This is a genomic window from Pseudomonas brassicacearum, from assembly GCF_003732265.1.
Classification (GTDB): Bacteria; Pseudomonadota; Gammaproteobacteria; order Pseudomonadales; family Pseudomonadaceae; genus Aquipseudomonas; species Aquipseudomonas brassicacearum_D.
Window position 1 is genome coordinate 1 of sequence record NZ_MOBK01000378.1, and the last position, 656, is coordinate 656.

Consider the following 656-nt stretch of genomic DNA (forward strand, 5'->3'; position numbering starts at 1 on the left):
CCCGATCGGCTCCCTCTCCCTCGGGAGAGGGCTGGGGTGAGGGGCTGGGATTTACGCCATTCCGCTAATCCCAAGCCGAAAACCAAAAAGCCCCGCCTGAATCTCAGCGCGGGGCTTTTTCGTACAGTGGCTGCGCTATTACTGCGCGGCGATGCTGTAACCATCAAACGCAGTCTGCTGTTGCAGTGCGGTGATGATGTTCTTGCGGTTCACTGCCTGTTCGGTACCCGCGTTGTCGACGAAGACTTCGCTTTCCAGCTCCGCCTCTTCGCCTTCACCGACGAAGGTGAAACCGAGGAATTCCAGCGCTGCACGGTCAACGTTCAGGCGCGAGCGTGGCGTGCGCAGTGGCAAGGTCACGCTGATGCCGTCCTTGCTGATGGTGAAGATTTCGACGTCTTTCTTCTTCGCAGCCTTGCTCTTGCCGCCGCTCGGATTGCTGATCGCCTGATGGGTCTGGTTCAGCACTTTCAGCGCGAGACCGTAAACGATTTCCTGGAACGCCGGATCATCCTTGAAGCTGGACAGGATGCGGCCGATCGAGAACTTGCTGCTGAGGTCTTCAAGGGCGGCGAGGTCCGCCGCTTCAGCGTCTTTCAGGGCCTTGAGTTCGCCCATCAGCTCGTAGGCCTTGTCGTCATCGAAGCTATCGTGAG

The 656-nt window shown here is 58.8% G+C and carries 1 protein-coding gene; it reads right to left on the reverse strand.

Annotation, left to right across the window (positions count from 1 at the left end):
* Positions 1–138: 138 nt before the first annotated feature.
* A partial coding sequence (locus BK660_RS31815) for a hypothetical protein (RefSeq protein ID WP_123436464.1) occupies positions 139–656 on the reverse strand: 518 nt, incomplete at its 5' end.